Source organism: Acaryochloris marina MBIC11017 (assembly GCF_000018105.1).
Taxonomy (GTDB): Bacteria; Cyanobacteriota; Cyanobacteriia; order Thermosynechococcales; family Thermosynechococcaceae; genus Acaryochloris; species Acaryochloris marina.
In genome coordinates this window covers 54,434-78,848 of the sequence record NC_009931.1, presented here as the reverse complement: position 1 = coordinate 78,848, position 24,415 = coordinate 54,434, and the positions used below count along the sequence as shown (strand labels likewise).

Here is a 24,415-nt window from a genome sequence, read left to right as displayed (position 1 = left end):
TCGCTGCAAGCAGAGGGGAATCTACCCTCACTAGATTGAACAATCAATTATTTGCGTGTTAATACCATATTCCCAAACAAATAGATGAATTTAGGATTGACTATCAATATAGATGGAACCTTTACTAATTAAGGTTTTTAGCTGTTATTAATATATTTAAGTAAGAATGATAATACTTGTGATCGAGAAAATAGATTTTGAATCTCTGCAACCCTTTAACTGAGAACCTTTTAGTGATCCTGTGGTAAAAATTGTGCTTATTACGACATGGGGTGCAGTATGCAGGAACATTAAAATATAGTTGAAGGCGGCATGTAGAGAAAGCTTTGACTAAAGCCCTCTACTACCGATATGCAAGTAGTGCGAGATAAATATTTCAAACTGCTCAAGGGTTAAGAATGTTGAAATCCATTTACAGGATTGAGTTTTAGGCATCTTCAATCCCAATCGAACGTCAAACTAATGGCTGGATCCATTTTAGTCTGTATCGAAGGAAAGCTATTCAGTAAAAGGATTTCAGATGATTTGACCCATGATGTAAATCCGAAATGAGTTGCTAGTTTCCACAGACCTGTTAGGCATATTTCTTCATTATGAGTCTATGTATTAATCCCGGCTGTGCCGATCCTCAAAATTCTGACGACCATCTATTTTGTAAAAGCTGTGGTTCAGAACTCCTACTAGAGGGTCGCTATCGTGTCCTAGGGATGCGGGGTCAAGGCGGTCTTGGGAGAACCTATGAAGTCAGTGACTTAGGTAGTAGCCCTAAAATTCTTAAGATTCTCACCGATAATCACCCAAAGCACGTGGAATTATTCCAACGGGAAGTAAATCTTCTAAGTCAGTTAGACCACCCCGGTATTCCTAGAATTGAACCCAATTCTTATTTCATGTTCTATCCAGGCAATAGTAAAGAACCTCTACATTGTTTCGTCATGGAAAAAATCGTTGGCTTAGATCTCCAAGAATATTTAAATCAGAGGGGCTTTCCCATAGATGAAAGGTTGGCGATACAGTGGCTCAAGCAAGTCCTCAAGATTCTTCATGTCATTCATGGTCGTCAAGTCTTGCACAGAGATATTAAACCGTCCAACATTATGTTGAAAGCCAATGGTCATATCTGCTTGGTTGGCTTTGGTAGTGCCTGTATTGTCGGCACTACCCTCAATCAACCTATAGGAACGAGAGTTTTTTCGTCCTTTTACACACCCCGCGAACAAATTCAGGATCAGGCAGTCCCCCAGTCCGACTTTTTTGCTTTGGGTCGTAGTTTTATCTACTTGATCATAGGAAAAGAACTCAGTGAGTTCTTTGATGAAGGAGTGGGTGAATGCAATTGGAATAAATCAACCCAGAAGGTTTCGACTCAATTTGCCACTATCTTGGAGTGGTTAATCAAACCACTAGCCAGTCACCGCCCAGCCAATGCCGAAGTGGTTTTAAAGCAAATTTCCATACTAGAAAGTAGTGGCCGATTTAATCTAAATACCCACTTAAAAAAAGTTTCAGAGGCTCAATCATCAACTGTGAAAGAGACTTCGAGTGCAGAGAGCCCACCTACTAACCAATACTCTTCTATTGAGAGAATTAATCCGCCAACCTCCTCATTGAATCAGCCCATTCTCCGACAACCACCTCAAACTTATGAACCCACAGAGGAATCTAAGTCCATAGCTGAACCAAATGTAGCCAAACCAATATCAAAGATTAGGCCTGAGTTTGGAAAAAAATGTCAGCAAGTCTTAGCAGAATATATTGGCCCGATTTCATCGATTGTCTATCAGCATGTTTTAGCTCAGAATCCAGATGTGTCTGAGGAAGAACTCGTTGAATTACTTGTTATCAAAATTCCCAATCCAGCCCAAACTGAAGAGTTTCGTCGAAGGCTTTTCTCTTAGAGGAGCTTTCCAATAACAGCGTTTCTTGAGGGTTATTGGATTTAGAAGCATAAATATTCTGCAGTTTTTACAAGCGATTCCAAAGAGCAGTCTGACCAGATTGGGAGCTAGTAGACCTCCAGTCATCGATAATTAATGACTTATTTTGGCTTGGAAGTGTTACCCAAAATCCCTTTTTTAAAACCATGCCACGAATGCTGGTGGGAGAAATTGCCATAGTCAATGGGGAGCCCACTAATTATCTGCCTTTGCCAATCAGTCTATGAAGATCCTTGAGGGGAGCTCTAATCGTTCCCACAAGGATTCATAAAGGCTATCGGGCACCTTGGCCCTTAGAGCCTTCGCTAACCGATTTTTCTTTTGGGCAGCCTTGAGACAGTTTGCCTGGGGACAGAGGTAGGCAGAGCGTCCCATGCCCTGATCAAGCTGGATTTGATGATCTGGATAGACCCGAACAATTCGCCAAAGCTCAGATTTGGGGGCAACTTGGCGACAGCTAATACACAGACGATAGTTAGGCTGCATGGACCGGAGCAAGTCATGAACAGTAGCTATAGCTAGCTTACGTTACGACTTAGCAAAGTTTCCCATTGAGACCATAAAATTGTGTCACCATTGGTGTTTGTTTCAGTTCTGTTGCCCTCTCAACAATGCTTCCCTTTGTCGGTATCACCAACACGATTTAGCAAGGCATGAGTACATTCCGAGACTTATTTGCTCGACAAGCCGGATTTGTCCACGCACGCCGAAGTGCTTGAATCGCCATGGGAGCAGGAGGTATTAATACAGCGGCACCGTTTAGCTTTCCAATAGCAACGGTTCCTGTTGGCGAATGAGCTGCAAGTATAGAATTTAAATACTACGCACAGCTCAACTGACCAAGTTCCGTTGCAGTTATGATTCTGTAATACTCTTGTAGTTGTACTTGTAATACTTTAGCCAACAGTGTCTACCCTTCAATTACCCCTGCAAACAGGTAGCTTCAATACACGGGAAAGAATACGGTAGCTTGGTAGCCCCGTGACTTTAGTCCGGGGAGTGTCAACAATAACATACTGAGGTATTCTCGAACCTCACAGCCCTCGATAATCTAGATGTTTTCCGTACGAGTCACTCATACATGCGATATCTCATTACCAGTGCTCTTCCTTATATCAATGGTATTAAGCATTTAGGAAATCTTGTGGGCTCAATGCTTCCCGCTGATATATACGCACGTTTTTTACGACAAGAGGGGGAAGAGGTTCTCTACATCTGCGCCACTGATGAGCATGGGACTCCTGCTGAAATTGCGGCCATTGATGCAGGGCTAGAAGTAGCAGAATTTTGTGCAAAGCAGTACCACAAGCAGAAGGAAATCTACAAGCGCTTTGGTCTCTCTTTCGATTATTTTGGTCGGACGTCGGCTCCTGAAAATCATGAACTCACCCAGTACTTTTATCAACAACTAGCAAAGCAAAACTTTATCGAAGAACGTGAAATCAGCCAGTTCTATGCATTAGACGATCAACGGTTTCTGCCTGATCGCTATGTCACTGGTACCTGTCCGCACTGCGGCTATGAACAGGCCCGAGGCGATCAGTGCGAGAACTGCACTAAAGTTCTCACTCCAACCGAGCTGATTAAACCTCGTTCTACAATTTCCGGCAGCACGCACCTAGAATTGCGTACTTCAAGGCATTTGTTCTTAAGGCTAGATAAGCTCAGTGATGAAGTCCGCAATTGGGTCGATAAACAAACTCAATGGTCGACCCTGACTAAATCGATTGCTCTCAAGTGGCTTAATGAAGGATTAAAAAGCCGATGCATCACCCGTGATTTAGTCTGGGGTGTGCCAGTGCCCACTGAAGGATTTGAGAGGAAGGTCTTCTACGTATGGTTTGATGCTCCTATCGGCTACATTTCAGCCACAAAGGCTTGGGGCGATATCACTAACAATGACTGGGAATGCTGGTGGAAGGAGAGCGATGATGTTCACTACACCCAGTTCATGGCAAAGGATAATTTGCCCTTTCATACGATCATGTGGCCCGCCACGATTTTAGGCAGCCGTGAGCCGTGGAAGATGGTGGACTATATTAAGGGGTTTAATTGGCTTAACTACTACGGCGGCAAGTTCTCGACCAGTTCCCAGAGAGGGGTCTTTTTAGACCAAGCCCTTGAAATCGCCTCAGCAGACAATTGGCGCTATATGCTGATCGCCAATGCTCCTGAATCGGCTGACTCTGCTTTTACTTGGGAACAGTTCCAGAAGCAGGTGAATAAGGAGCTGGCTGATAATCTGGGTAATTTTGTAAATCGCATCCTCAAATTTACAGCATCTCGATTTGGGATGACTTTGCCGGAGGGGGGCACCCCTGGTGATGCTGAAGCCGAGCTGCAGGTGACCTGTAACGAGCTGGTGGAAAAACTACGCAAATATCTGCATAACCTAGAGTTCCGTCGAGCAACGGAGACTTTAAATGCCCTTTGGAGAACAGGAAATCAGTACATTGATGTGCGGGCTCCGTGGGTATTGTTTAAGACGGATCAGGACGAGACTGCGATGGTGATTCGTACCTGCGTTAACCTAATTCGGCTGTATGCGATCTCAAGCGCTCCATTCATTCCACACACAACCCAAGCTCTGTTTGATGCCCTCCAGCTGACTGATGTAGAACGCCGTCACACCATGACTGAAGCATCGGATTTAACACTTTTAGCCGCAGGTCGCTCCTTTATGGTCCCGGCTCCCCTCTTTCAAAAGATAGATGACGATCTCGTCGCTGAACTCAAGGCCCAGTATGGAGGCGAATGACTTTATCTGAAACTGCGATATAAGGCAATTTAGTACACATTCAGTACAAGAGATTGCTAACCCATATTCAGCAGGTTAGCTAACAGAGCAGATATATCTCTTATTTTCTCCGATCCTATTCGAAAAGATTATCACCTTGATGTGAAGATACCCCCAAATGGATAGGGAGGAATACTCACCTCACATATATTTTTCAGCCAAAAACGAAGATGCACATTACATGCCAATGACATATTTGCGCCATTCTTGGTGAACCCCATTCCGAAAATGTTTAGTAACCTCAAAGTACAAGCTACTATGGGGGCGACGCGGGGTTTTATTCAGTATCATCCGTGCCTCTTTAGGAGTGCGGTTGCCTTTTTTGACATTGCAGCGCACACAGGCCGTCACCATATTTTCCCAAGTATCACCGCCGCCACGGGATCTCGGCATTACGTGATCAAGGGTCAAATCACTGCCAGTATATCCACAGTATTGGCAGGTATGATTATCTCGATGCAGTAAGTTCCGACGGTTTAAGGTAATTTCTTTATACGGAACACGGACATATTGGAGCAATCGAATAACCGTGGGGAGGGGAAAGTCTCGATACACAAACTTACCGTTGTGTTCCACTTGCTCAGCTTTTTCTTTAAGGACCAAAACAACCGCTCGACGCCAACTGGTGATATTGAGCGGCTCATAGGAGGCATTCAGAACGAGAACATTGCCCATAGATCCTTATCCTCAAGAGTTATCGGAATGATTATCATTATCATTTTATGATAGCGACTCTGCTTGAGAGACCGTTGAGACAAGATTCAACCCTAACCCCTGCCATTCATCTTATTGAGGTGTCGTTGAGTTGTTACGCCACCTATTTTATTCGTGCATCAGTGCGGGAACCGTCCACAATCGTTTGCATGATGCTGTGGCCACGAAAAAGAGCCTGAAGGGGGTAGATCACAGACAGCATAAAGAACTGAATAATCGAGCGGAGAACCCACATCGACCGACAAGGATGAGAGAAACGCGGATGGGACGCTTCAAATCTCCCGGCCACGCTCAACGTTTTTCTCTACATTTGAACCCATACGAGGACATTTTCATCCCTTGCAACATCAACAATCTGCTCCTGAATTTTGAGTACGCTGAGTCAGCGTTTTGAAAGCTAGCGTGATGTGACGGGTCTAAGCACTGCTGCTTAACCCTCCATCCTGAGCCTATTGTTAAAAATAGTGCCCATTTTGTGTGATCGGTCGTTAAGTTGACAATGCCCTACTCATGAATTGTCGGTGGTTGAGAAAGAACTGAAGATGTCCTAAATTGGGTGTCCCAAGATGTGTGAGAAGCGTGAAATAGTTGCGCAGACTAGAGTTTAGATTCTCCACCAAGAAACTGGCTCTGGGTGCCTGTTTCATCGCATTTTAGATCGCTTCATGGAGTTGCAAGGACTTCCAACTCAGCCTCTGATGCAGATCGCCCCAGCCCCTCCAGTACGCTTTGGAGGTCGCTTGTTTACGGAAAAAGCGCACCATCTGACTAATGAGACACAAAAGCTTCGCTTCAGAAGCCCTAATACAATAGCTGAGAATGGGGAGAATTAATGGGAATTCCTGGTTCTTTATCGAGATCAAAATTAATCACTTGCCAACGGGGATCTTGCTCGGGATCAGGACCAAATTCTACGGGTAGACCGTATAAATAGGGATGCCCAGATGAGGTTTGATCAGGCCAGGGAGAATGCTCTAGAAAAGAGTTAATCAACGTGCGATAGCGCGGGGCGATGATGACTTTTGTCGCCCGATATCCTTCGGTATAGAGTCGATCTAACGCTTCATGAATTTCGAAACGAATGCCATCTGGATGGATATGTTGGCGATACCATTGCCCGTCCCATAACCGCCAATGGCGTCCAGATTGTAAGTGCACTAACTCTTCAGTATTGGGATCTGCTTCAAATGCACCATGACGTTTGCAAAGATAGGTATCTGTTAGGGTCAACGCTGGCATCACTTGTCGGCAATGGGGGCAGAGCGTCTCAGGCCCAAAAATTGGATAGTACATGCTGACATGTGTCATGAAGTCAGAGAGAGCCGAAGAACGTGGGTTGTCGCAAAGGTGGCATCATTATAACCTTCAAAGAGCTGGCGTTTTTGATAAGCAATCAGTTAGATACCCGGTGTTATGAAGTCAAGGAGATTTAGGCTCACCTAATCACCTTTCTTCTGGCTTAAACCTTTGCTTCAATGCAGTTCTGACACAGACCAAAGACTTCTAGGGTGTGGTAAAAAACTTGAAATTTCTGTGTTTGGGCAAGTTCCTTTTCTAACTCGTGGACTGGACCGTTCATTAAAGGCATGGAACTGCCACAGCTCACACAGGTTAGATGATGTTGATGAGCAGAGGGAATACTATAAACCGCTTCTCCATTCTGTAACAAGCGCGTGTGCACTTTTCCACACTTCTGAAGGACCTTAAGGGCACGGTAAACCGTTGCCAATCCCACTCTTTGTTGCTGCTTTTTGAATTCTTTATGCAGATCTTGGGCAGAGAATTCTTGAGGAGTGGAAAAGAGGACTTCCAACACGCGTCGCTGATTGGGAGTTAGTTTCTCTGGCATACTCACCTTCTTATTGCATCTTGAATGAGAACAGTGTGATTGCAGATCTCAAGAGTTATCAGAATGATTATCATTATCATTTTATAATAGCGGCTTTGCTTGAGAGGCTGCTGATACCAAGATTCAACCCTAACCCCTGGCAAGTCTCGTCGGGTTAAGTACCGCAGGCGGTTGCAGAGGATCAATGGTGGCCCAAGCGTGATCGCATCTTCCAACCTCTTCCTAGAGTTTAGAAACAATGGGTTACGCTCAAGGGTGAACCGCTATTAAGGCAAGGGGAACACCACGTTGGCTAATGCACTCGAGCACCAGTATCCACCCCAGGCCAAGATCAAGGAGAAGCAAGTTGCCATGATTGCCTGGCGACCCATTAACGCCAGGGCAAATCGGAGAGACTGTTCTCGGGCAATCGTCAGTGCCGTGACCAAACAAGGCAATAAAACACCTGCCAGGTACACCCCTGTGAGAATCTGCAGTGGTGTGAGAGCAGAGAGGGTTTCAGGTTCAGCAATGAGCAGCAGACCATCTTTGCGAATAGAGGCCAGGATCATGGGCAACGCTGCTTCTGGAGGGAGGCGAAAGATCTGCATTAGGGGATGGATGATCGATGCAGCAGCAGTCAGAAGACTCAGCTCGTCTAAAAGCGACGCGATCAAGGTAATGGCCACAAAAATGGGAATAGCACTGGTAAAAAACTGATGAAGCATGCCCTGGGTTTCTCGCCAGATGGTGGCCCAGCGGGGCCTTTCCAAAAATGTGCGGTGTTCAATCATCAGCCGGTTGTGAGACGAACGAGCCGACTTGGGGGCAAGCAAGCGAGTGTAAATCAGCGTTGTCACAGTGAGATAACCCAGGTAGGGAATCACCAAACTAGGCCGATGGGCTGCACTAAACACTGCCAGGGTGGCACCGAATTGATACGAACAGGCAGAACCAAAGGCAATCGCCGACATACATGTTTGGCGAGCGCAACTCGAACAGGCACGGGTACTGATCACCGCTGGCACATTACAGCCAAATCCCATCACGACCCGCACCAAATCCCGTCCAGATAAACCCAAGGGGTGCAACAGGGGATGGAGGGCAACCGTGATTCGCTCTACCAAGCCACTGGCCTTGTAAGTTCCCAGACATAAGGCATAGAGAATAACGGTCGGTACAGCCCAGACCCATAGCAACGGTCCCATGGTTAGCAAGCCATAACGCCCAATCAGCATTTCCCTGGGCAAAGACAGAGGTATATTAGCCAGAACGTCTACTAGAGGTTGGAGCAGCGCTTGCATCAGAGGATCGGCAACTGCTGCGAAACTATTGGCAAACCACACCGCAAGTAGGGTCGGCAGCAATAGAAAACTGATCGCTACCAGCCAGCCAAACTGTGGATGTTCTAACACCGTTGGTCGCGGTTCAATTCGCCATCCCGTGGGAATGGGTTGCCATTCTGGGGAAAATATAGTCGGCTCTTGCAAGGCTGCCCGAATGTCGTGGTGTTGGGCTGGGGTTAGATGTCTGGCATCAACGGGGATAAACGCCAGATTCGAGGTTTGGTCCCAGCATTGAACAATCTGCTGGGTAAACCCAGCTTGAGACGCTTTGTCCCAAAACGTGATCACAACAATGCCCCGCTTCCCCACCACCAAGGGCCATAAATCCGCTAGATCTTCATCAATATGGGTTGCTTTGATCACCAACAACACGGTGTCATGGGTTTCTAATTGGGCCAGTGCAGCTTGAGTGGTGACCCGATCAGAACGGTACAAAATACCGGGGGTATCCACAACAGTCAGTCCGCCTCCGATATAGGTGTCACAGGCAATCGTAGAGCCTCGGAAGTTAATGCTGTCGGGCAAACATCCCGTGAGCGAGGCAACCAGTTGAGATTTGCCCGTATTCTCTTTACCGATTACGACGATAGAACGCTGAGCTGGTGAAGTAAGCAGGGGCATAGCGGATGTTGAGCAACTTAGAAATTTTTCAGCAGATACAGGGGTTAGCAGATACAGTCGTTGTCGCAACAAGACAGGTCATCTAGAAACATGCCTTGCCGGCGGTAGATTTCTAATGGTGCAGGGTCAAGGTCTAAACGGCGTGCGATCGCATCAGCCACTACCGCAAACCGCTGGCGAAATTTATAGATAAAGCAAAAAATAACGTTGTGATGACGGACTGAGGGGCCAGCCACAAAGAGACCTGGCGTCAGAGTAGACTCATCTTGATCATTCAACATGGCATAACCCTCCGTCCAATCGAACAGCGACGCAATCTGCTGCAAGCTGGTCTCAAAACCAGTACACAGAATCGGGGGATGAACTGTCAGCCATTTCTCGTATTTGCTGAAAACGGCATAGCCCTCTGACACTTTTTTGACTTCCTCAATGGAGACATTGCCGATCAGTTTGAGGCGACCCGTTTGAGTGGCTAGCTTTACACGCTGCACTGTATAGGGTGACAACGCAATACTCGGATCAGTATCCGGGTTGTCCCAAGCCCCAGTCCGATCTAAAACCCTGACCTTCTTCCCTAATTCGACTAAGTGGGTCGCGGCATCCATACCACTTTCATAGCCACCGATGATCGTAAATTCATCCCCTGGCAAATTTTTCCAAGAGCGAATCTGAGAATTGTGAATGCAATGGTCTGCTCCCACAAATGGATTTAACCTTGGGTATTGGAATTCCCCAGCAGCCCAGATCACAAACTGGGTTTTGACGTCTCCGCCAGAAGTCTTGAGGATAAAGCCGCGACACTGAGAAAGGGGCTTAATTGCCAAAACGTCCGTTCCTGTCTTCACAGGTAACTGGAAGTGGTTGACCACCGTTTGCAAATAGAGCGCATACTGCTGGCCATTAAGATGTTCTCGGCGAAAGGCAATCGCTGGCGATGTTTTCAGGGTAATGGCATTGAGATCAAGTAGGCCAAAACCATGACTCGGAAACGAGGGGGTTATCAAGTTCATCTCCGTTGGCCAGCGGCTAAAGGAGGCTCCTACCTGCTGTCGTTCCAACAAGATAAAGTTTTCTAGTCCCAGCTCTTGAAGTGCAACCGCACAACCGACCCCGGCTGGCCCTGCACCGACTATCACCACGTCATAGGAAGAATTTGTCTCTTTCATGGATAGACTTGCTGCCAGCAAGAGTTTAATATAATGATTATCATTATCATAATTTTTTAGAATCAGCCAACGCCCCCATCCCATCTGGTACAGAACGGATAAGCATAAGCTGGTGGACTAAATTCTAGGGAAAGTCCATAGAGCCGAGATTTAGCATAGTAAAATCTGTCACCATCAGTCAGATTGGGACTCTAAATGGGGCTGGACTAGCGCTTCATATCGCTGAGCAAGGATAAGGTTGATCGCTCAAACACCCTGTTAATGCAGGCGATCAGCAATTACAGAGAGCAAAAAATCCGCTATTCTTTTCTCAATAAAATCTTCTTGTTGCTAAAGCATCCATGTATAGTTAGACTTTCAATAAGCTTATGTTCTTGAGAAAAGACTATGTACGACGCTAACTCGCTCAAAGCAGAACTGAACGATCGAGGTTGGCGCCTCACCCCTCAGCGGGAAACCATTCTTAATGTGTTTATAGACCTCGAAAAAGGCAAACATTTGAGTGCCGAAGATTTAGATACTCTCCTGCAAGAACAGGGTAAGCCCATTAGTTTATCGACCATTTATCGAACGGTGAAATTAATGGCTCGCATGGGGATTTTGCGAGAGTTAGAATTAGCTGAAGGTCATAAACACTATGAACTGAATCAGCCCTATCCCCACCATCATCACCATCTAATTTGTGTTAAATGCAATGAAACCATTGAGTTTAAAAGTGATGCTGTTCTGAAAATCGGTTCCAAGACAGCCAAAAAATTAGGATTTCATCTGTTAGATTGTCAATTATCAATTCATGCCATCTGTCCTCAATGTTAGCGGTCCTTACTACCCATCTGAATCAAGGGCTTGTCAATGGTGAATTAAGTCTGGGAAAAATTGCGAAAAGTCCTGGGCAAATCATTGGTAATGGGTCATCACTCTGCGATTGCAGGATATAAGATTAACGGGGTATCTAAACGCTTTTTGCTTTTATTCGGGGTGGCAGCGATTGCAATATCCACCATGTACCGTGATCTCATAATGAGTGACCTGTAACCCAGGGCGAAGCGCCTTAAAATCTAAATCCTGAAGCTGATCCCAGGCAATATCCTCAATCGCTCCACAAGACTGACATCGGAAGTGATGGTGAGGTTCGATATTGGCATCATAACGACAAACACCTTCTTCTAAGAGAACCTCTCGAACAAGCCCCACTTCGCGTAAGGCCTGGAGTGAGGAGTAGACCGTTGCCTGAGAAGAGGTAGGTCCATCTTGATTCAGATGATTCGTAATTTGCTCCGCAGTTGGGTGGTCTGAGCGAGCTAGTAAGTCTGCATAGACTGCAAAACGCTGGGGTGTGACTCGCAGGCCTTTCGCTTTTAAAGTTTGGATAATTTTATCTGCTTGTTGTTGCATCTATAAGTACCTACAGAAAAGTGCTAGCCATCTCTAAGAAGGAACATCTGGGGTCAAAAAACATCTATGTGAAACCTAGTATTCATAACTGTAAGTACCCACATCTAAATATTAATCAAAAATCAAAGTAATAAATGTTGCCTAATAACTTCTAGACAAGATTTATTCTGAGAAATGCCTGTGATAGAACAACACGGCTTGGATCAAAAAATAAAAACTTTCCAATAAATTGCCGTTCTCAGGAAAGTTTTTGGAAATTTTCCAAGGATGCTTACTAGATATAGCTTTCAACGATCACGTGGTACTTGGATGCAGATTCGCGATCTTTAAGCCTAAACGAGAGGGCTATCATGCTCCATCTACTGATTACTGGGCCAACGAATGGTTACAGACAGTGACTTTTAGGCTGCTCCACGAAATTCAAAAGAATAAAATGATACGATGTATCATATCATTTGTTTTCAATATTCAATCAGTTGGCCAAACCAAAGACGAACCATATTGAAATGTAATAGAAATCAATGAGACATACAAACAAACTCCCCGTCACCGTACTCTCAGGTTTCCTTGGGGCCGGTAAAACCACCGTGCTGAGCCACATTCTGAACAACCGGGAAGGCAAGAAGGTCGCCGTAATTGTCAATGATATGAGTGAAATCAACATTGATTCGGCGATTGTACAAAGTGAAGTTTCTCTCAACCGCAGCGAGGAAAAGCTTGTTGAAATGAGTAATGGCTGCATTTGTTGCACCTTACGGGAAGATTTGCTTGAGGAAGTTAACAAGCTTGCACGGGAGGGTCGCTTTGATTATTTAGTAATTGAATCCACTGGTATTTCTGAACCTTTACCTGTAGCTGAAACTTTTACCTTTACGGATGAAGATGGCGCTTCGCTTTCTGATGTTGCCGATCTAGACACAATGGTGACCGTGGTCGATGCAGTCAATTTTCTGGAGGACTATGAAAAGGCGCGATCCTTAAAGGATACGGGTGAATCTTTGGGTGAAGAAGATGAACGCAGTGTCGCCGATTTGCTGGTCGATCAAGTGGAGTTCGCCGACGTCATTCTCATAAGCAAAACCGACTTGGTGCTCCCTTCTGATATCGAACGCTTAACAGCCATTCTTAAAACGCTGAATACGCACGCGAAAATAGTACCGATTGCTCAAGGCCAAGTTAATATTGATCATGTGCTTAGCACCGGATTATTCGATTTCGAGCGCGCACAACAAGCGGCTGGTTGGCTCAAGGAGATGCGAGGTGAGCATGTCCCTGAAACCGAAGAATACGGCATAGGCAGTTTTAGCTACGTTGCGCGACGACCTTTCCATCCAGAAAAGTTTTACCAGTTTCTGTCCAGTAGAGACAAATACGGTAAGTTAATCCGTTCTAAAGGGTACTTCTGGCTAGCTTCGCGCCCTCAGTTTGCGGGTCACTGGAGTCAGGCTGGAGGCATAGCTCGCCACGGTGTCGCAGGGATGTTCTGGAAAGCCGTACCCAAGGAAAACTGGCCGCAAGACGAAGAATATCTCGCCGCAATTAAAAAGCAATGGGTAGAGCCTTTTGGTGATATGCGTCAGGAGCTAGTTTTTATCGGCCAGGGTTTGGATAAAGAACGCATCACACAAGCGCTTGATGAATGTCTATTAAGCGAGGAAGAAATTGTGCGGGGCCACACTTATTGGAAATCATTAAACGACCCATTTCCTGAGTGGGGTCACAGCGCATGAGTTCACTAATATGAATTACTCACTTTTAACAGATGTAATGAACTCAGAAGAACATGATGAAAGTGCCCACAGCGAAATATCTGCGAGCTAGTGTTTTAGCTGTAAAGGCCTTAAAGATTGACTTGTGTAATGGCCCTATTTATTGAAGTTCCCCGGAGTAAAAAAGTGATGTGATGCGGGCAACAGAAATCAAGCAGAGCACAGTAACGTTGGCCTCTACTAAAAATGCAATTTCATTGAGATAAAGAATGGATGCTATTCAACGGGTGATCGATCACGCAGAGCGACGCTGTAAAGAAAACGGCTCGCGTTTAACTAAAAAAAGAAAACTAGCGCTATCACTGTTACTTAAATCGAGCAAAGCACTCTCTGCTTATGAGTTAGTGGAGGCTTATAAAACTGAATTGGGTGACACCATGCCTGCCATGTCTATGTATCGAATTTTAGAGTTTTTAATGGCAGAGAACTTGGTGCATCGCCTTGATCTGATCAATAAGTATGTCGCTTGCGAACACATAAAGTGCGAACAAGAACATGCTCAGACGCAATTTTTAATCTGTGGTCAATGCCAAAAAGTTAAGGAAGTCGCGATAAGCGCACCAATTATGGATTTGCTAAAGAAAAACACTAGCGATGCAGGCTTTCATCTTGCGAGCCCACAACTAGAAATAAACTGTATATGCCAAGATTGTATGTCAACAGAATTGAGAGCTTACAGTGTGGGAAGGTATTGATTGTCATGGGAGCAACATGTCAACAATTGCTGCCGAAAGGATATTTGTGGTATTGGTAGGTGGCGACTGAGTAAGTCTGCATTGGCCTTGGGTTTTCGACAACCTAATGTACTCGTGAATACACGGTTTTTTAGCTTCAAATTCAGTTAAATTTATAGCGTTTTTATCTCATGGGGAATGACTCATCCAAGCGAGATTTACTCGTTAGAAATAACTTTTCTCCTTCAAATGAAAAATTAATAAAAAGTGGTTATGTAGACCAAGCACGCTTGCGCGAAGCGATTTATGAGAGTCGGCGCAAAGGTCGATCTCTGCTGGTGATTCTCCAGAAAATGACGGGGAAGCCACTTCCTCCCCGCTTGTTACGGCAGATCAAGCGCCAGCAACTCTTTGAGTTAAAAATCCTCTATGGCCTAGAGTGTCTGGATCCTGAGCTTACTCAAGTTGACTTCGATGAAATTGATCGGCTGATTCGCACCGTTATTCCCCTCGACTACTGCCGTCGCTATCAGTTGTTACCACTTTCACTCAATGAAGAAGAGGATCCGCCAGTTGTTCGGATCGGTATGGTCAATCCCGATCACCTCAGCGCCATTGATGATATTGGCTACTTATTGCGCTCCAATGGCATGACCTTCCAACGGGTCGTCCTGGATTTGGATACTTACCAAATGTTGATCGCCAAGTTTTTGGACGCTCAAGCCAAACGCCAAGCCACGATCCAAGAGAATTTGCCCGTTGAGTATGGGCTGGAAGATGATCTCGATCGCTTAGGCGGCATTGAAGATCTGGCCACCAATGATGCCGACATCAACTTAGATGAAGCACTGCTAGACGAAAATGCAGCACCCATCATTTCTTTGGTTAATAAGATTTTAGCGAAGGCCTTACAGAATCAGATTTCGGATATTCATATTGAACCGCAAGAAGAAAACCTGCGAGTTCGCTTTCGGAAAGACGGCCTCCTCCATAACGCCTTCCAACCTCTTCCACGGCGAATTACGCCTGCCCTGGTCTCTCGATTTAAAATCATTGCCAATTTAGATATTGCGGAACGGCGTCTGCCCCAGGATGGACGTATTCTTCGACTGTTTCAAGGACGTAAAGTTGACTTTCGTGTCAGCACCTTGCCGAGTCGCTATGGCGAGAAAGTGGTGTTGCGGATCTTAGACAACTCTTCCATGCAGCTGGGTCTCGACAATTTGATTGATGACCCAATGAGCCTGGAGTTGGTGAGGTCCATGGTCGATCGTCCGTTCGGTCTAATTTTAGTCACGGGTCCCACGGGTTCTGGTAAAACGACCACTTTGTATTCGGCTTTGACGGAACGCAATACCCCCGAAGTTAATATCAGTACCGTTGAAGATCCGATTGAATATACACTGCCAGGGATTACCCAGGTGCAGGTGCTGCGAGAAAAAGGCATGGACTTTGCCTCGATCCTGCGAGCCTTTCTCCGACAAGACCCTGATGTCCTACTCGTGGGTGAGACACGGGACAAGGAAACCGCCAAAACTGCTATTGAAGCCGCGCTCACGGGGCACTTGGTGTTAACCACTTTGCACACGAATGATGCGGCTAGTGCCATTGTCCGCTTGGCCGAGATGGACGTAGAACCCTTTATGGTCTCCGCCTCCTTGCTAGGAGTCGTCGCTCAGCGACTGGTGCGACGCCTCTGTCCCGATTGCCGTATTCCCTATCGACCGTCCCAGGAGAGACTGGCGCAGTTTGGATTAGTGACGTCTGGGAAGACTGACATTACTTTCTATAAAGCCAACACGTCTACCTCTGACGATATTCTGGCGACGGCTAACACTGAAGATGCCTGTCCCACCTGTTCAGGCATTGGTTACTTGGGGCGGTGCGGGGTCTATGAGGTGATGCAGGTGAGCGAAAAACTCAAGGCACTCATCACGGAAGGAGCCCCCACCGAGCACATTAAAGAAGTGGCCGTCGAAGAAGGAATGCAAACCCTATTGGCCTATAGCTTAAAGCTGGTTGAGAATGGTGAAACCTCTCTAGAGGAAGTTGAACGGGTCACTTTCTCGGATAGCGGCTTGAAAACGGAATTGAAGGCCAAACGCAAGACAGCCCTCAACTGCCACGTCTGTAAAGCCGCGCTGTTACCAGAGTGGTTGGATTGTCCCTACTGCCTCACCCCCCGATTTACTGAGCAGCATCCTGTGAATCAGCATTAAGCCAACCCGAGTTGCAGCCTCCTATATCAAGTTATGAACTGTGAGTTTGACCCATTTGCTATTTCTAACGGAACGCTTTCCACCAGGTATGGGCGGAGTTGCCCACAGTACAGGGCGAATTGTAGCGTCTTTCCCATGTTGGAGGGACTGCCTCAAGCGTCTCCTTTTCATAACGGTTAGAGACATTATCTCTGTGCTAGCTGGTTCTTGAGAAATTGAAGAAATCGGCGTCAGTCCCATGCTTCTATAGGGTGGGCTAGTTCATTTAAAAGGCTTCTGCACCAGCCTCTGCAACAGCATGATCTTGCTCTCCTGAGCCACCACTGACACCTATAGCGCCAACCACTCGACCATCTTGAACCAGAGGTATTCCTCCAGCAAAGATCATGATTTTTCCCCCATTGGAAGCATGTATTCCAAAGAATTGTCCCTCAGATTGGCTATATTCAGCTAAGTCTTTGGTGGAGATATCGAAAGCCCGCGATGTATATGCCTTTTTGATTGAGATATCAATACTACCAATCCAGGCTCCATCCATCCTTACATGAGAAACTAAATTGCCACCACTATCTGCGACTGCAATATTCATCGGTTGGCCGATTTCCTCTGCCTTTTTCTCAGCAGCTTCAATGATCCGGCGTGCGTCTTTGAGTGTAACCACTGTTCTTCGTATCCTGAGTGAAGATAGATTGACTAAGATATAGTACTCAGCTGTTTATTAGAAGGCAAGTGGTTAATTTTCAGATCTTAGAATTTGATTCTTGTGGTCGGTTGTATAGTCAATTTTATAGATTCAGTTCTAACAGGGAACAGGCATTAGAGGAGGCGGGGTTCGATATTTTTTTATTATCCTAAACACGCTAGTCCAAAACTATGCACTTTAGTGCAAGGCTTTAGCTGCTACACACTTCTAAAAATAGAGATTTATAGCACTAACAGCTAGAGGTTTTCATATCACATCAGATCGATAAGTTGACGACGCAGCTATAGATTGGGACTTTCAGTCCCTTCTTTAATAGATGAACTTCACAAGAAGGTTCCAGACTATCTGAACCTTTACAAGGGCATCCTTTAGGGCGATATGGCCCAATTTTATTAAACATTCAAAAAGGATGATCTTCCCTTAATAAGACCCCTTTTTTATAATTTTCCTCGCAATATTCAGGGTTTGGGAGTACTGCAAGCCAGAATATATACTGCCATTGCCTTGCAGCTCTATGGTTCTTCATGTGGTTAATCGTTGCAATACCTCTGCAAGGTCTAAAATTAAACATAGAACCTATCCCGACCATACCGACGCTAGCAACAATGTCATATCCAGCTAAACCGTCTGCTGAGCCCTGCGTAACGACCTTCGATGAGTTTGTGCAATTGGCGGATTATTCTCTGATGGACACCTTAGATGCTGATCCTGATGCCACGGTCGATGGCGATGATCACCGTGCTCGCCAGGTTTTTTCTGGACATTTCGTACCTGTAACACCCACGCCGCTTGCAGAACCAGAATACGTAGCTCATAGCAGCACTTTTTTAAGGAACTTGGGTTAAGCGATGAGCTGGCGCTGAATGAAAAATTTCGCCATGTATTTTCGGGTGATATCACTGCTGCCCATGAGCCTATGCGTCAGATTGGCTGGACGACGGGTTATGCACTGTCGATTCTTGGCACCGAATATAACCAACAATGTCCCTTCGGTACGGGTAACGGCTATGGCGATGGTCGGGCGATATCTGTGTTTGAAGGAATCATCAATGGCCAACGCTGGGAAATGCAATTGAAAGGGGGTGGCCCCCAGGGCAACCGCACATAGTTCTTCATGAAGAAGGTATTCCCTTGGCAGCAACGCTGAGGATCTTGACCAGGTATAGCCCTACGAAACTATGTTAGTACTATTGATATAGAAGATATCCCTACATTAGTATGCCAGCACCCTATAGTTATGACCTTCGTCGTAAAGCCGTTGATGCCTTCAAGAATGGTGAACGGAAAGTCGATATCTGTCGAATGTTGAACATCAGCCGTAATACCTTGCATCTATGGATAGTCCGCGAAGAAGCTACAGGTGACTGTCAGGCGATTACCAACTACCAACAAGGGGCTCGCCACAAGATCACAGATTGGGAGCGCTTTCGTGAATTTGCTCAAGAGCATGGGGGTAAAACCCAGGCCCAAATGGCTAAGCTATGGGGGGATAATGTCACCCAGCAAAATATCAGTGATGCCTTGAGAAAACTGGGATTGAGTCGAAAAAAAAGACCTATGGCTATCGAGAACGAGATGAAACACAACGTCAAGCATTTATAGAACGATTACAGACCAAACACCCTCATCAGATCGTCTATGTAGACGAAGCGGGTATCGATAATCGAGCGGACTATCCTTATGGATACTGCCCTGTGGGTCAACGATTTTATGACCTCAAATCAGGCAAGCGGACAGAGCGAGTCAGTTTTATTGCTGCGCTCAAAGAAGGCCAGTTATTTTCTCCCATGACCTTTGAAGGGTCTTGCAATCGGTTGTTATTCGAAGCGTGGTTACAGCAGAGTCTTATATCCCAGTTACAACTTGGCGATGTGATTGTGATTGATAATGCCAGTTTTCATCATGGCCAGAGGATCGAAGAAATCGTAGCTGAAGCAGGCTGTGAGATTTGGTATCTACCGAGCTATTCTCCAGATCTCAATAAAATCGAGCGATGGTGGTTTGTGCTCAAAAACTGGATGAAGCAGCGGTGGGATGAATTTGATACCTTTCGTGATTGTGTGGATGCTGCTTTCAAAGAGCGTACTAACATATATCCGTAGTGCTATAGTTATCATCCCAACCTGCCTTGAGCCGTTTTGCCTTAATCCCACATTTAGCCGTTGACTCTTGCTGCAGCAAATTAGCTGCAAGATGACGAATGACGGATAGGTTTTGAGCACTGCATCCCTGACAGGCACGCAGTTTATCTTCACGAAATCCCACATCCAAAATCCAGTGCAACTGGTTTTCAATCCCCCAATGAGAGCGCACAGCATCGGCAAACCGTTGTGCATCACTCTCAATGCTCAAAAGGTAATAGCGCCGCTGAAGTGTGCCTGGGTGTCCTGGCTGACGACGACACGATTCAACGCACCCAATCGACTTCAATTGAGCCCAACGCTCAGCCCCCAGTAAGTAATCGGTTTGCCCCATTGTCCAATAGGTGCGATGCTCAATTCGCCCATGCCCTTTCTCGACGGTTTGATAGCTATCATGCTCAATCCCCTGAAATTGAGTCTGACAAGCATGGTCAAACAGTTGCACCACATCGTTATATAAATCACCTTGATTGCCTTTGAGGGGTAATTGAAGGGTTGACACTGTTGGCGAAATATTCCGCAATGATCTAAGTCGGCTGAAAATAGCTTCTAACACTTGATGCAGTAAGCCTTTTGTGGATTGAGGTATGGTACTGCTAAAACTCAAACTCAATCACGCTCACTCTGGAGGCTCATTGTTATGTCTATGCGCCCGACAGACTTGTTGGACATCCCCAGTGAAACCATTGAAGTAGCTAGGGCTGCCTTTCCTGATGGCAATCTGTATATGCAACTACGTGATGAACTTGGCATTATCTATCACGATCACGATTTTGCTGATCTGTTTCCGAAGAAAGGACAACCAGCTCTATCCCCCTGGCAGCTTGTGCTAGTTTGCATCATGCAATTTCTTGAGAATCTTTCAGACCGTCAAGCGGCTGATGCCGTTCGAGCCCGGATAGATTGGAAATATGCCCTGAGCCTACCGCTGAGAGACTCTGGATTTAATTATTCTGTTTTGAGTGAATTTCGCAAGCGTCTGATCGCGGGTGACAAGGAACAACAGCTATTTGATAGCTTCCTTGAGCACCTTCAAGCAAAAGGGTTCCTTAAAGAACACCATCAACAACGAACGGATGCGACCCATATCCTAGCGTCGATCCGAACCCTCAATCGGTTGGAGTTATTTGGTGAAACCTTTCGGGCTGCTCTCAATAGTTTGGTTGTCGCAGATCCACAGTGGTTAAGCGAACACATGCACGATGACTGGTTTGATCGCTATGGTCGACGAATAGAGAATTATCGCTTGCCCAAACCCGATAGCGAACGCAAAGCTTTGGGCAGTACTATCGGTCAAGATGGTTTGACACTGCTTGACGCCATATATGCCCCTAGTTCACCACCGTGGTTAAAGCATCTACCTGCAGTGGAAACTCTGCGACAAGTCTGGCTCCAGCGATTCTACCCGCCCAATGCAGACGGCACAGTCGAATGGCGAAAAGTGAAGGATATGCCCCCTTCTGATTCATCCATTCATTCTCCTTACGATGTCGAAGCCCGCTATAGCAATAAAAGAAGTATGGATTGGGTGGGCTATAAAGTTCATTTAACAGAAGTGTGTGATCCTGAAAGTCCACGTCTCATCACTCATGTGCACACCACCAGTGCAACGGTTCCAGATGATCAAGTTGTTGAACCCATTCACCTGGCTCTGGCTAAAAAACAGTTGTTGCCTAAAGAGCATTTGTTAGATGGGGGTTACCTCTCGGCAGAGCATTTGGTGAATAGCAAAGCAGAATATGACATGGATGTTATTGGTCCAGTGCGTCAAAATCATAGTTGGCAAGCAAAGGCAGGAAACGGATTTGATTCGAGCTTCTTCCTCATCAGTTGGGACCAACAGAAGGTTGTCTGTCCTCAAGGCCACTTCAGTACGAAATGGTTGCCTGGAAAGGATATTCACGGAAAGGATGTCATTCAAGCAAGGTTCCAGGGGACCACTTGCCGAAGTTGTCCAGTGCGATCTCAATGTACGAAATCAAAGACCCAGCCAAGAGAGTTGACGTTCCGTCCCCGTGAGTTACATCAAGCCCTTAATGAACGACGTCAGGTACAACGAACTACTGAGTTCAAGGAAAAATATAGCCTGCGGGCTGGTGTTGAGAGTACCCATTCACAGGGAATACGGCGATTTGGCATGCGCCAATCAAGGTATATCGGGTTAGCGAAGAGCCATCTACAGAATGTTTTCTGTGCCATTGCTCTCAATTTTGTCCGCTTAGACGCTTGGTTTAATGATGTTCCACTAGCAAAAACTCGTGTATCTCTTTTCAAGAGGATACTTCAGCCATTACCAGCGTGACTTCTTGGAATTCGCCAACAGTGTCAGGGTTGCTGACACCAGCTGCAATCAAGGCTGAATCCCTTACCTAGTAAAGCTTATAGCCATTAAGAACTGTAAACTCCATTGACTTCCATCACCCTTAATTCATAATCTACGCTTATAGTACAAAAACTTGCCTTACGCTCTAATGAATTCACTTTCATAGGAGCGTAATTGCATGAAACGGAAATGGCATCCAGAAGAGCTGCTTGAGCATTGGTCTATCCAACCTGACGAGGAGCATCTATTGGCCAGACGTCAAGGAGCAAACCGCTTAGGATTTGTCCTGCTGCTTAAATTTTTCCAATATGAAGGACGCTTCCCTGAACAGAAGTATGAGATTCCTCGTATGGCACTGACCTTCGTCGCAGAACAGTTAGAACTACTGCCCGAGCTGTTCCAGAGCTATGACTGGCATGGGAGGAATAGCTATTATCACAGAGCCCAGATTCGCCAATTTTCCGGATTTCGACAAGCCACTGTGGCAGACCAAAACCAACTTCGCACTTGGTTAGTCGATACCTTCCTCAGTCAAGAGCAGGACTATCATCATCTGAAATTAAAAGTCTATGCTCAACTGCGTTCACTTCAGATTGAACCACCTGCCCCTGCTAGGATTGAGCGTTTAATCCGGTCCGCTCAACGCCTGTTTGAACGCAAGTTTTTTTCCTCAACTCTTCAGCACCTGTCCAAGCAAACTCAGACTGAGCTCGATGAATTGATCCAAGAACCCAAGGTGACCCCAGGTAAAGAGATCCCAGATCCTCCCCTAAGTGCGTTGAAAAAAGACCCAGGACCAGTCGGTCTCAATAGCCTGCTTTCAGAAGTCATCAAACTCCAACGACTCCGCCAAGTGGCTTTGCCTGATACCCTGTTTTCTCATCTAAGCCCACGAGTTCTGGAGTGTTATCGGCTCCGAGTGGAGACAGAAACCTTATCAGAGTTGAGGCATCACCCCAAAACCATCCGACTCACCTTACTCGCGAGTTTCTGCTGGCAGCGGTGCCAAGAGATCATCGACAACATCATGGATTTATTGATTCAGATCGTTCATCGCATTGATACACGCAGCAAGAATAAAGTGACGTCAGAGGTGATCGCTAAAGTCAAAAAAACCGACTCTCATACCCAACTGTTTTATCAGGTGGCCACCGCAGCCCTAGCCACACCAGATGGCTTGGTCAGAGACGTTATCTACCCCGTTGCCAGTGAGCAAACCCTGGAAACATTTGTTGATTCCTATAATGATGGCGGTCAGACTTACCGACAACTTCTACACTCGAGGATCCGTTCTTCCTACGGTCATCATTATCGGCAAATGCTTCCTGCGGTACTGGAAGTGATTGACTTTCGGTGCAATAACAAGCAATACCAGCCCATCCTGCAGGCTGTGGATTTACTCAAAGCCTATGTGGACACCCCCCGAAAACCTTATGCCTCAGAAGATGACGTCCCCATTGAAGGGGTCGTCAGTGCAGACTGGCAAGAGACGGTGTTAGGTCAGGATGAGGACCAGCCAGACAAAGTAGATCGCATCGCCTATGAGATGTGTGTCCTCAGGGCCTTGCGAGAGAAACTACGGTGTAAGGAAATTTGGGTCGCCGGTGCCAATCGCTATCGCAATCCCGATCTGGATTTACCCCAAGACTTTGACGAGCGGCGAGAGGAATATTACCAGGATCTACAACAGCCCCTAGAGGTGGAAACCTTCATCGCTCAAATCCAGGCTGATATGGAAAATGCTTTGACCCTTTTGAATCAGGGGATGCCTCACAATTCTAAAGTTGAGATCTTGAGTAAGCGAGGGGGACGCGTTAAGGTATCTCCTCTGGAGGCACAACCTGAACCCATGAACATCCAGAAGCTCAAGGAAGAGATCAACAACCGGTGGTCTCTAACGCATTTGTTGGATGTGCTCAAAGAAGCGGACTTTCGGATTGATTTCACCCAACATTTCAAGAGTGCGGCCAGTCGTGAAATATTGAAACCTCAGTCCCTGCGCAAGCGCTTACTGTTGTGCATTTACGGACTGGGCACTAATTTAGGGATTAAGCGCATCGCTCATTCAGAAGCCGATGCAGGATACTTTGAATTGCATTATGTCCGACGCAAATTTTTAAGCAAAATGGCCCTCAGCTGTGCCATTACGGATGTGGCCAATGCGATTTTCCAGATTCGCCTTTCTCATGTCTGGGGGGAAGCCACCACTGCCTGTGCGTCTGATTCTCGGCACTTTGAATCTTGGGACCAGAATTTGATGACGGAATGGCATGTTCGTTATGGCGGCCGGGGGGTGATGATCTACTGGGTGCGATTCGTTGGCTAGAAACTAGACCTGAATAGGGTTTGAGGGGATTAGCCGCAAGCGTAAAGAAGGGGAAAATATCCCAACTGTACCTTGACAACTTAATAGCCATATAGGTGAGAGTCAGTATCCTAGACCGCTCTAGTCCTATCCCGCAGGTGCAGCGGTGACAGCATTTCCCCCAGGTTCGCGACTAGCCATCAACGCCTGAAGCGGGGAAAAAAGGAGGTAACAGGGAGCCTAGCTCTGAACCCCTTCGAGCAAGAACTTATGAGTAGCGAAAGCGAAGATGTGGTTAACCCACCGTAATCATTAACCAGCGAAATTAGGTTGATAACGCTGGGAGTCCCAAAAGGGCAAGGATATACGGAGCTGGCGTGTCCAGTAGCGACCAGTTAGCACTTCCAATAAACCCGGTGGAGCGCATCACTCTAACAGTTCAATCAATGGCTATTAGGAACGAAGTAACCCCCGCCT

16 protein-coding genes and 4 pseudogenes are annotated in these 24,415 nt (G+C 46.2%); 11 read left to right on the top strand and 9 right to left on the bottom strand.

What is annotated here, in order from left to right:
- The first annotated feature begins 593 nt into the window (after positions 1-593).
- Complete coding sequence (locus AM1_RS35760; RefSeq protein ID WP_012168152.1) at positions 594-1,898, top strand: serine/threonine-protein kinase; 1,305 nt, start codon at positions 594-596, stop codon at positions 1,896-1,898.
- Positions 1,899-2,153: 255 nt separating this feature from the next.
- Here AM1_RS35760 and AM1_RS35755 read toward each other — a convergent pair whose 3' ends face one another.
- Positions 2,154-2,423, bottom strand: a complete 270-nt coding sequence (locus AM1_RS35755) for a YlxR family protein (RefSeq protein ID WP_012168150.1) — start codon at positions 2,421-2,423, stop codon at positions 2,154-2,156.
- 595 nt (positions 2,424-3,018) lie between these two features.
- Here AM1_RS35755 and metG point away from each other — a divergent pair.
- Entirely contained in the window at positions 3,019-4,695 is a 1,677-nt protein-coding gene (metG, locus tag AM1_RS35750; protein ID WP_012168149.1) for a methionine--tRNA ligase, read from the top strand.
- 216 nt (positions 4,696-4,911) lie between these two features.
- Here the strand turns inward: metG and AM1_RS35745 are convergent, their stop codons facing one another.
- Positions 4,912-5,409: an HNH endonuclease gene (locus AM1_RS35745; RefSeq protein WP_012168148.1), complete on the bottom strand. Its 498-nt coding sequence runs from the start codon at positions 5,407-5,409 to the stop codon at positions 4,912-4,914.
- A 223-nt stretch (positions 5,410-5,632) separates the two neighbouring features.
- Between AM1_RS35745 and AM1_RS41805 the strand changes: the two are divergent.
- Positions 5,633-5,758: pseudogene (locus AM1_RS41805) on the top strand (IS6 family transposase); the annotation flags it as partial.
- A 491-nt stretch (positions 5,759-6,249) separates the two neighbouring features.
- Here AM1_RS41805 and AM1_RS35740 read toward each other — a convergent pair.
- The 4 genes from AM1_RS35740 to AM1_RS35725 form a co-directional block, all read right to left on the bottom strand.
- Positions 6,250-6,756 (bottom strand): TIGR02652 family protein, encoded by a 507-nt coding sequence (locus AM1_RS35740; RefSeq protein WP_012168145.1) that lies wholly within the window; start codon positions 6,754-6,756, stop codon positions 6,250-6,252.
- Positions 6,757-6,907: 151 nt separating this feature from the next.
- A complete protein-coding gene (locus tag AM1_RS35735) occupies positions 6,908-7,297 on the bottom strand; it encodes a Fur family transcriptional regulator (RefSeq protein WP_012168143.1) in 390 nt (129 codons plus the stop codon).
- Positions 7,298-7,563: 266 nt separating this feature from the next.
- The gene (locus tag AM1_RS35730; protein WP_012168141.1) at positions 7,564-9,243 is read right to left on the bottom strand and encodes a nucleoside recognition domain-containing protein; all 1,680 of its coding nucleotides are present in this window, start codon (positions 9,241-9,243) and stop codon (positions 7,564-7,566) included.
- Positions 9,244-9,287: 44 nt separating this feature from the next.
- The gene (locus AM1_RS35725; RefSeq protein WP_041661492.1) at positions 9,288-10,409 is read right to left on the bottom strand and encodes an NAD(P)/FAD-dependent oxidoreductase; all 1,122 of its coding nucleotides are present in this window, start codon (positions 10,407-10,409) and stop codon (positions 9,288-9,290) included.
- A 387-nt stretch (positions 10,410-10,796) separates the two neighbouring features.
- On the opposite strand from AM1_RS35725, the gene AM1_RS35720 reads away from it, so the two are divergent.
- Complete coding sequence (locus AM1_RS35720) at positions 10,797-11,225, top strand: Fur family transcriptional regulator (RefSeq protein ID WP_012167019.1); 429 nt, start codon at positions 10,797-10,799, stop codon at positions 11,223-11,225.
- A gap of 153 nt (positions 11,226-11,378) precedes the next feature.
- Here the strand turns inward: AM1_RS35720 and AM1_RS35715 are convergent, their stop codons facing one another.
- Complete coding sequence (locus tag AM1_RS35715; RefSeq protein WP_012168139.1) at positions 11,379-11,804, bottom strand: Fur family transcriptional regulator; 426 nt, start codon at positions 11,802-11,804, stop codon at positions 11,379-11,381.
- A gap of 521 nt (positions 11,805-12,325) precedes the next feature.
- Here AM1_RS35715 and zigA point away from each other — a divergent pair.
- The 3 genes from zigA to AM1_RS35700 all read left to right on the top strand — a co-directional run bounded on the left by zigA (position 12,326) and on the right by AM1_RS35700 (position 16,466).
- Positions 12,326-13,534 carry a zinc metallochaperone GTPase ZigA gene (zigA, locus tag AM1_RS35710; RefSeq protein WP_012167023.1) on the top strand — a complete coding sequence of 403 codons (1,209 nt, stop codon included), beginning with the start codon at positions 12,326-12,328 and terminating at the stop codon, positions 13,532-13,534.
- A 248-nt stretch (positions 13,535-13,782) separates the two neighbouring features.
- Complete coding sequence (locus AM1_RS35705; protein WP_012168138.1) at positions 13,783-14,268, top strand: transcriptional repressor; 486 nt, start codon at positions 13,783-13,785, stop codon at positions 14,266-14,268.
- A gap of 170 nt (positions 14,269-14,438) precedes the next feature.
- Positions 14,439-16,466 (top strand): GspE/PulE family protein, encoded by a 2,028-nt coding sequence (locus AM1_RS35700; RefSeq protein WP_012168137.1) that lies wholly within the window; start codon positions 14,439-14,441, stop codon positions 16,464-16,466.
- Between the two features lie 265 nt (positions 16,467-16,731).
- On the opposite strand, the gene AM1_RS35695 is transcribed toward AM1_RS35700, so the two are convergent.
- Positions 16,732-17,127, bottom strand: a complete 396-nt coding sequence (locus AM1_RS35695) for a GlcG/HbpS family heme-binding protein (RefSeq protein WP_012168136.1) — start codon at positions 17,125-17,127, stop codon at positions 16,732-16,734.
- Positions 17,128-17,774: 647 nt separating this feature from the next.
- On the opposite strand from AM1_RS35695, the pseudogene AM1_RS39420 reads away from it, so the two are divergent.
- Both AM1_RS39420 and AM1_RS40540 read left to right on the top strand, forming a co-directional pair.
- A pseudogene (locus tag AM1_RS39420) lies at positions 17,775-18,259 on the top strand (hypothetical protein); the annotation flags it as partial.
- A 128-nt stretch (positions 18,260-18,387) separates the two neighbouring features.
- A protein-coding gene (locus tag AM1_RS40540; RefSeq protein ID WP_076611717.1) for an IS630-like element ISAcma31 family transposase occupies positions 18,388-19,271 on the top strand; the annotation gives its coding sequence in 2 pieces (ribosomal slippage) (positions 18,388-18,714 and positions 18,717-19,271; 882 coding nt in all).
- Here AM1_RS40540 and AM1_RS35670 read toward each other — a convergent pair.
- Positions 19,255-19,797: pseudogene (locus AM1_RS35670) on the bottom strand (ISAs1 family transposase); the annotation flags it as partial. The gene AM1_RS40540 and the pseudogene AM1_RS35670 sit on opposite strands and share 17 nt — an antisense overlap.
- Before the next feature lie 153 nt (positions 19,798-19,950).
- Between AM1_RS35670 and AM1_RS35665 the strand changes: the two are divergent.
- Both AM1_RS35665 and AM1_RS35660 read left to right on the top strand, forming a co-directional pair.
- Complete coding sequence (locus AM1_RS35665) at positions 19,951-21,612, top strand: IS5-like element ISAcma45 family transposase (protein ID WP_012167412.1); 1,662 nt, start codon at positions 19,951-19,953, stop codon at positions 21,610-21,612.
- Between the two features lie 199 nt (positions 21,613-21,811).
- A pseudogene (locus tag AM1_RS35660) lies at positions 21,812-23,941 on the top strand (Tn3 family transposase); the annotation flags it as partial.
- Positions 23,942-24,415 lie beyond the last annotated feature (474 nt).

Excerpts from the sequence above, each read along its gene's own strand:
- AM1_RS35760 (WP_012168152.1), top strand. The coding sequence starts at position 594 with ATGAGTCTATGTATTAATCCCGGCTGTGCCGATCCTCAAAATTCTGAC.
- AM1_RS35755 (WP_012168150.1), bottom strand. The coding sequence starts at position 2,423 with ATGCAGCCTAACTATCGTCTGTGTATTAGCTGTCGCCAAGTTGCCCCC.
- metG (WP_012168149.1), top strand. The coding sequence starts at position 3,019 with ATGCGATATCTCATTACCAGTGCTCTTCCTTATATCAATGGTATTAAG.
- AM1_RS35745 (WP_012168148.1), bottom strand. The coding sequence starts at position 5,409 with ATGGGCAATGTTCTCGTTCTGAATGCCTCCTATGAGCCGCTCAATATC.
- AM1_RS35740 (WP_012168145.1), bottom strand. The coding sequence starts at position 6,756 with ATGACACATGTCAGCATGTACTATCCAATTTTTGGGCCTGAGACGCTC.
- AM1_RS35735 (WP_012168143.1), bottom strand. The coding sequence starts at position 7,297 with ATGCCAGAGAAACTAACTCCCAATCAGCGACGCGTGTTGGAAGTCCTC.
- AM1_RS35730 (WP_012168141.1), bottom strand. The coding sequence starts at position 9,243 with ATGCCCCTGCTTACTTCACCAGCTCAGCGTTCTATCGTCGTAATCGGT.
- AM1_RS35725 (WP_041661492.1), bottom strand. The coding sequence starts at position 10,409 with ATGAAAGAGACAAATTCTTCCTATGACGTGGTGATAGTCGGTGCAGGG.
- AM1_RS35720 (WP_012167019.1), top strand. The coding sequence starts at position 10,797 with ATGTACGACGCTAACTCGCTCAAAGCAGAACTGAACGATCGAGGTTGG.
- AM1_RS35715 (WP_012168139.1), bottom strand. The coding sequence starts at position 11,804 with ATGCAACAACAAGCAGATAAAATTATCCAAACTTTAAAAGCGAAAGGC.
- zigA (WP_012167023.1), top strand. The coding sequence starts at position 12,326 with ATGAGACATACAAACAAACTCCCCGTCACCGTACTCTCAGGTTTCCTT.
- AM1_RS35705 (WP_012168138.1), top strand. The coding sequence starts at position 13,783 with ATGGATGCTATTCAACGGGTGATCGATCACGCAGAGCGACGCTGTAAA.
- AM1_RS35700 (WP_012168137.1), top strand. The coding sequence starts at position 14,439 with ATGGGGAATGACTCATCCAAGCGAGATTTACTCGTTAGAAATAACTTT.
- AM1_RS35665 (WP_012167412.1), top strand. The coding sequence starts at position 19,951 with ATGTCTATGCGCCCGACAGACTTGTTGGACATCCCCAGTGAAACCATT.